Below are 5636 nucleotides of genomic sequence, written 5' to 3'. Positions count from 1 at the left end.
CGAGCGCTTCACCCCGGGCCTGAAGACGGTCGTCTGGCACGGCCAGGACCGCAAGGAGCGCGTGGAGGACCTCAAGGGCGCGGACCTCGTGCTCACGTCCTACGCGCTGGTGCGGCGCGACCTGGAGGCGCTCAGCGAGGTGGGCTTCCGCTACGTCATCCTCGACGAGGCGCAGAACATCAAGAACGCGGACAGCGCCACGGCGCAGGCCTGCAAGTCGCTGCCGAGCGACACGCGGCTGGCGCTCACCGGTACGCCGCTGGAGAACCGGCTCAGCGAGCTGTGGAGCCTCTTCGACTTCCTCATGCCGGGCTTCCTCGGCAGCGCGGAGGGTTTCAGCGACCGCTTCGAGCAGCCCATCCAGGTGGCCAACGACGCCTCGGTGCGCGACCGCCTGCGCCGCCGCATCCAGCCCTTCATCATGCGCCGTCTGAAGACGGAGGTGGCCAAGGACCTGCCGCCCAAGACGGAGAGCGTGGCCTGGTGCGAGATGGAGCCCGGCCAGGCCGCCCTCTACCGCGAGGTGCTGGAGGAGAGTCGCCGCAAGGTGAACGAGTCCATCGAGAAGATGGGCTTCAAGCGCAGCCGCGTCTCCATCCTCGCGGCCCTCATGCGCCTGCGTCAGGTCTGCTGCGACCCGCGCCTGCTCAAGATGCCTCCCGGCACGCTGCTGCCCGCGAGCGCGAAGCTGGAGCGCTTCGGTCAGCTCGTGGACGACCTGGTCGCCGAGGGCCACCGCGCGCTCGTCTTCAGCCAGTTCACCGAGATGCTGGAACTGCTCAAGGGCGAGGCGGACCGGCGCGGCATGCGCTACCTCTACCTGGACGGTCGCACCAAGGACCGCATGGGCAAGGTGGACGAGTTCAACAAGGGAGACGGGCCTCCGCTCTTCTTCATCAGCCTCAAGGCGGGCGGCACCGGCCTCAACCTCACCGCGGCCGACTACGTCATCCACTACGATCCGTGGTGGAACCCGGCGGTGGAGGATCAGGCGACGGACCGTACCCACCGCATCGGCCAGACGCGCGCCGTCATCAGCTACAAGCTGATTACCCGCGGCACTGTGGAGGAGAAGATTCTCAGCCTCCAGAAGCGCAAGAAGGACCTGGCGGCAGGCGTGCTCAGCGCCGACGGCGACTTTGGCAAGCTCCTCACCGAGGCGGACATCGCCGACCTCTTCCAGGGTGGCGACTAGCCCTGGAGGATTACACGGCCGTTCGCCGGCTCACATCACCCTCCGTGCATGCAAGCTGCCGCACGAGCCACGGGACGGAACGCTTGTGCAGTGTCAGAGCCCACTGCTAGGTTGTTCAGGTACGGGCCGTATGGCGAAGGAGGGCTCCCGTGCTGCTGGGCTTGCGCATTTCGAATGTGGCGGTGATCGAGGAGGTGGAGGTGGCGTTCGGGGCCGGGCTGACCGTGCTCACGGGCGAGACGGGGGCGGGTAAGTCCATCCTGGTGGACGCACTCGGGCTCCTGTTGGGAGGGCGGGCGGATGCCGACGCCATTCGCGCGGGATGCGATGAGGCCTCGGTGGAGGGCGTCTTCGAGCGCACCTCCGTCCTGGCCGAGCGGATGGAGGAACTGGGGGTGCCGGACCTCGGGGATGAAGTCCTCGTGCGCCGGGTGGTGGGCCGCAGCGGTCGCGCCAAGGCCTACATCAATGGCTCCCTGGTGACGGTGGGCGTGCTCGCCCGCTTCATGCGCGGCACGGTGGACATCGCCGGCCAGCATGAGCACGTGAGCCTCTTCGACTCCGGGCTGCACCGGGCGCTGCTGGATCGCTACGGGCGGCTGGAGGAGCAGCTGGCCGCCTATGGGCGGGACTACGCGGCCGTGGCCGACGTGGTGTCGCGCATGGAGGCGCTGGGCGGGGACGAGTCCCGGCTGCGCGAGCGCGCGGAGTTCCTCCGTTTCCAGTTGGATGAAATCACGCGCCTGGACCCGGAGCCGGGCGAGGACGCACGGCTGGACGCAGAGCGGCGTCGGCTGGCCGGGTCGGAGAAGCTCAAGCGGCAGGGCGCCGAGGCGGAGCTGCTGCTCTCGGGTGAGGAGTCGAGCGCCGTGGAGACGGTGGGTCGCGCGCTCGGGCTGGTGACCGAGGCGACGAAGTGCGACGCCACGCTGGCCCCGGTGGCCCAGGCCCTGGGCGCTGCCCTCTCGGAACTGGAGGAGGCGCAGCGCCGTCTCAACCGCTACGTGGAGGGCCTCGAGTCCGACCCGGAGCGGCTGGGTGAGGTGGAGGACCGCCTGGACGCCCTCAAGCGGCTGTGCCGCAAGCACGCCACCGGCCTGGACGGCGTGTTGCAGAAGCGGGACGCGCTGGAGACGGAGCTGTCCACGCTGGACAACCGGCAGGAGGTGCTGGAGGAGCTCGCCCGCGAGCGCAAGGCGGCCGAGGAGCGGGCGCGCCGCAGTGGCGAGGCCCTGTCCCGGGCACGCACCGCGTGCGCCGTCACCTTCGGCGCCCAGGCGCGCGAGGGTCTGGGGCAGCTCGCGCTGGGCAAGGCGGCCTTCGAGGTCCGCGTGACGCCCGGCACCCAGCTCAAGCCCGAGGGCCTGGACGACGTGGAGTTCTTCTTCAGCGCCAACCCGGGCGAGCCTTCCCGTCCGCTCTCCAAGGTGGCTTCCGGTGGCGAGGCTTCACGCCTGCTGTTGGCCCTCAAGCGTGCACTGGCGGACAGTGATGGGTGCGGCTGTTACGTCCTGGACGAGGCGGACTCCGGGGTGAGCGGCGCCATCGCCGACGTGGTGGGGCGGATGATTCGGGACGTCAGCGGGCACCGGCAGGTGCTGTGCATCACCCACCTGCCGCAGGTGGCGGCCTACGCGGACGCCCACCTGCTCATCCGCAAGGGACTCAAGGGCGAGCGCACCGTTTCCGAGGTGGTTCCTCTGGCGGCGGGCGCCGAGCGCACCCAGGAGCTGGCGCGGATGATGTCCGGCGTCGAGGTGACGCGCGAGGCCCTGGGAGCAGCCGAGGCCCTGGTCCGCTCGGCGCATCGGGCCTCCGGACCCCCCCGGGCCCGACGGGAGCCGACCCCCGATGGCGGCTCCCGGAGCAGGTTGCGCCGCAGCGCGTAGCGAGGAGGCGTGAATCGCCTCCTTGCTCCGCCATCGCCTGTCACATAGCATCCCGCTCGTGTCCAGAACCGCAGGGCAGACCGCGGCTCCCCGCATGAAGGTCGTCTCGGCCGGCCTCACGGATGTGGGGCGTAAGCGCAACCACAATGAAGACAGCTTCCTCATCGACGATGAGCTCCAGCTCTACGTCGTGGCGGATGGCATGGGCGGCCATGCAGGGGGCGGTACGGCCTCCCGCATCGCCGTCGAGACCATCGACAAGGAGCTGAGGGGAGCCCGGGACAACCGGGACAACCCCTTCGTCAGTGTCTCCAGCCTGCAGGACGCGCTCCTGCCGGATGCGCTCCGCACGGCGGTGGAGAAGGCCTGTCAGGCCATCTTCACCACCGCGCAGGACGATCCCCGCCTGTCGGGGATGGGTACGACGGTCATTTCGCTCGTCGTCCGAGACAACCACGCGTTCTTCGCCCACGTGGGCGACAGTCGCGCCTACCTCGTCCGGGGCCCCCTCATCCAGCAGATCTCCGAGGACCACTCGCTGGTCAACGAGCAGATCAAGGCCGGGATGATCACCCCCGAGGAGGCCAAGCACTCGCGCTACAAGAACATCATCACGCGCTCCGTGGGCTTCGAGGAGGAAGTCCAGGTGGATGTGATGGGTGTGGTGGCGGAGCCGGGAGACGTCTTCCTGCTGTGCTCGGACGGTCTCGCCAACATGGTGGAGGACCGGGAGCTCCACGAGGTGGTGCAGGCCACGGCCGAACTCGCGGACATTCCCAAGCGCCTCATCGACCTGGCGAACGAACGCGGCGGTGACGACAACATCACGGTCATCGTGGTGCAAATGTCCGCCTGAGGCAGACGCTCCGAGAGAGCGGTTGGAATTGTTCCACTGGACTGGACGTGGGACGTCGGGTGTCGTGTGTCGTTGCTTGACACCCTCGGAAGTCGGGTGGTAGCTGCCCAAAGCATTCCCGTGGCTTGAGACGCACGGCGGATGACGGAGTGATGGGTGGCGGGGCGTGGGGAGATGAAACGGACTCTGGGACGACCTAGCTTCTCGTCCCGGGTTCGCACGCCGAAGCGCTGAGGCGCACTAAGGGAGCTGGCATTGGCGAAGGCGAAAAAGTCCTACACCCTGATGGTGATCGCTGACCACAATTCTCCGGTCAGGCGGTTCAACGTCCCGAGGGCCCTCCTGATGCAGGTGGGCGGGGGTGTGTTGCTGCTGGCGGGGCTGGCCCTGGGGGCCACCCTGCACTACTTCCAGGTGGCGCGGGACGCGGCGGAGAACCGGATCCTCCGTGAGGAGAACCTGACGCTGCGCGGCCAGTTGAAGTCGGTGCGCGAGCGCATCGAGCACATCGGCTCCACGTTGGATCGGGTGGAGCGGTTCGACCAGAAGCTGCGTGCGATCACGCTGCTGTCGGATCCGCAGCGCAACCTGGCCATGGGCCCGGTGGAGCAGGAGCCCGGCGTGGGCGCGCCCACCACGGAGACGCAGTTCACCCAGCTCACCAGCATGGAGTCTCCCAAGGCGCTGGCGGGCCGGTTGGATCGGCTGAGCGCCGAGGCCACTCGCCAGGAGCAGAGCCTCCAGGAGATGCAGGCCTACTTCCAGGACCAGAAGTCGCTGCTGGCCTCCACGCCGTCCATGTGGCCCACGCGCGGCTGGGTGACGAGCGACTTCGGCCAGCGGTTGGATCCGTACACGGCGGACCGGGTGTCGCACGCGGGCATGGACATCGCGGCCCCGCACGGCAAGGAAGTCAACGCGCCGTCGGACGGCACGGTGGTGTTCGCGGGGCTCGAGGGCGGTTACGGCAACGTCATCGTCATCGACCACGGCTACGGCATCAAGACGCGCTACGGTCACCTGTCGAAGATGCTGGTGAAGGCGGGAGACCGGGTGAAGCGCGGCCTGCCCATCGCGGCGGTGGGCAATACGGGCCGCTCGACGGGTCCTCACCTGCACTACGAAGTGCGCGTCAACGGCATCCCGCAGAACCCGCGCAAGTTCATCCTGGAGGAGTAGTCCCCCAGGTTGGAGCCGCGCAAGCAGGGGTGAGGGCCGAAAGCCCTCGCCCCTTTCGCGTTTTCAGGGCTCGGTGGGACCGGGCACGAAGCCGCCGAGCTGGAGCCGCCGGCGCTGGAGTCCCCCGGCGTTCCCCAGGCGCTCCAGCGTGTAGGCGCGCTCGAGCTCGCCCCACACGAGCGGCCCCAGCACCTGCCAGTGGGTGGGCTGCTCGATGGTGAGCTCCAGCAGGGCGAGCGAGAAGTCCGGGGCCTCGGCGCCCTCGGGCAGCGCGGCGCGCGCGTCGGTGGCGAGCCGGGGCAGGGTGGACGCGCGCAGCCCCTCCGTTACCGACAGCCCCGAGGTGGGCACCAGCAGCACGGCGAAGTTGTCCCCGTGCAGCCGCACCAGCTTCGCCCCGGGGAACTGCGCCTGGAGCGAAGCCACCACGGCTTTCAGCAGCGCGTCGCCCGCGGGGAAGCCGTGGCGTGCGTTGACATGAATCATCCCCTTCACGTCCACGATGAGCGCGCCCAGC

General features: G+C 69.1%; 5 protein-coding genes. 4 read left to right on the top strand and 1 reads right to left on the bottom strand.

Annotation, left to right across the window (positions count from 1 at the left end):
• From VF794_RS13665 to VF794_RS13650, 4 genes are all read left to right on the top strand, one after another.
• Positions 1 to 1195 (top strand): DEAD/DEAH box helicase (locus VF794_RS13665; protein ID WP_331110455.1); only part of this gene is annotated, 1195 nt, incomplete at its 5' end.
• Between the two features lie 149 nt (positions 1196 to 1344).
• A complete protein-coding gene (recN, locus tag VF794_RS13660) occupies positions 1345 to 3084 on the top strand; it encodes a DNA repair protein RecN (RefSeq protein WP_331110453.1) in 1740 nt (579 codons plus the stop codon).
• Positions 3085 to 3178: 94 nt separating this feature from the next.
• Positions 3179 to 3940 carry a Stp1/IreP family PP2C-type Ser/Thr phosphatase gene (locus VF794_RS13655; RefSeq protein ID WP_331110451.1) on the top strand — a complete coding sequence of 254 codons (762 nt, stop codon included), beginning with the start codon at positions 3179 to 3181 and terminating at the stop codon, positions 3938 to 3940.
• 285 nt (positions 3941 to 4225) lie between these two features.
• On the top strand, positions 4226 to 5119 hold the full coding sequence (locus tag VF794_RS13650) for a M23 family metallopeptidase (protein ID WP_331110457.1): 894 nt from the start codon (positions 4226 to 4228) through the stop codon (positions 5117 to 5119).
• A 63-nt stretch (positions 5120 to 5182) separates the two neighbouring features.
• On the opposite strand, the gene VF794_RS13645 is transcribed toward VF794_RS13650, so the two are convergent.
• On the bottom strand, positions 5183 to 5636 hold a 454-nt coding region (locus VF794_RS13645; RefSeq protein WP_331110449.1), incomplete at its 5' end, for a diguanylate cyclase domain-containing protein.

The sequence above is a fragment of the Archangium sp. genome (assembly GCF_036389735.1).
Classification (GTDB): Bacteria; Myxococcota; Myxococcia; order Myxococcales; family Myxococcaceae; genus Archangium.
This window is presented reverse-complemented; position numbering and strand designations above follow the sequence as displayed.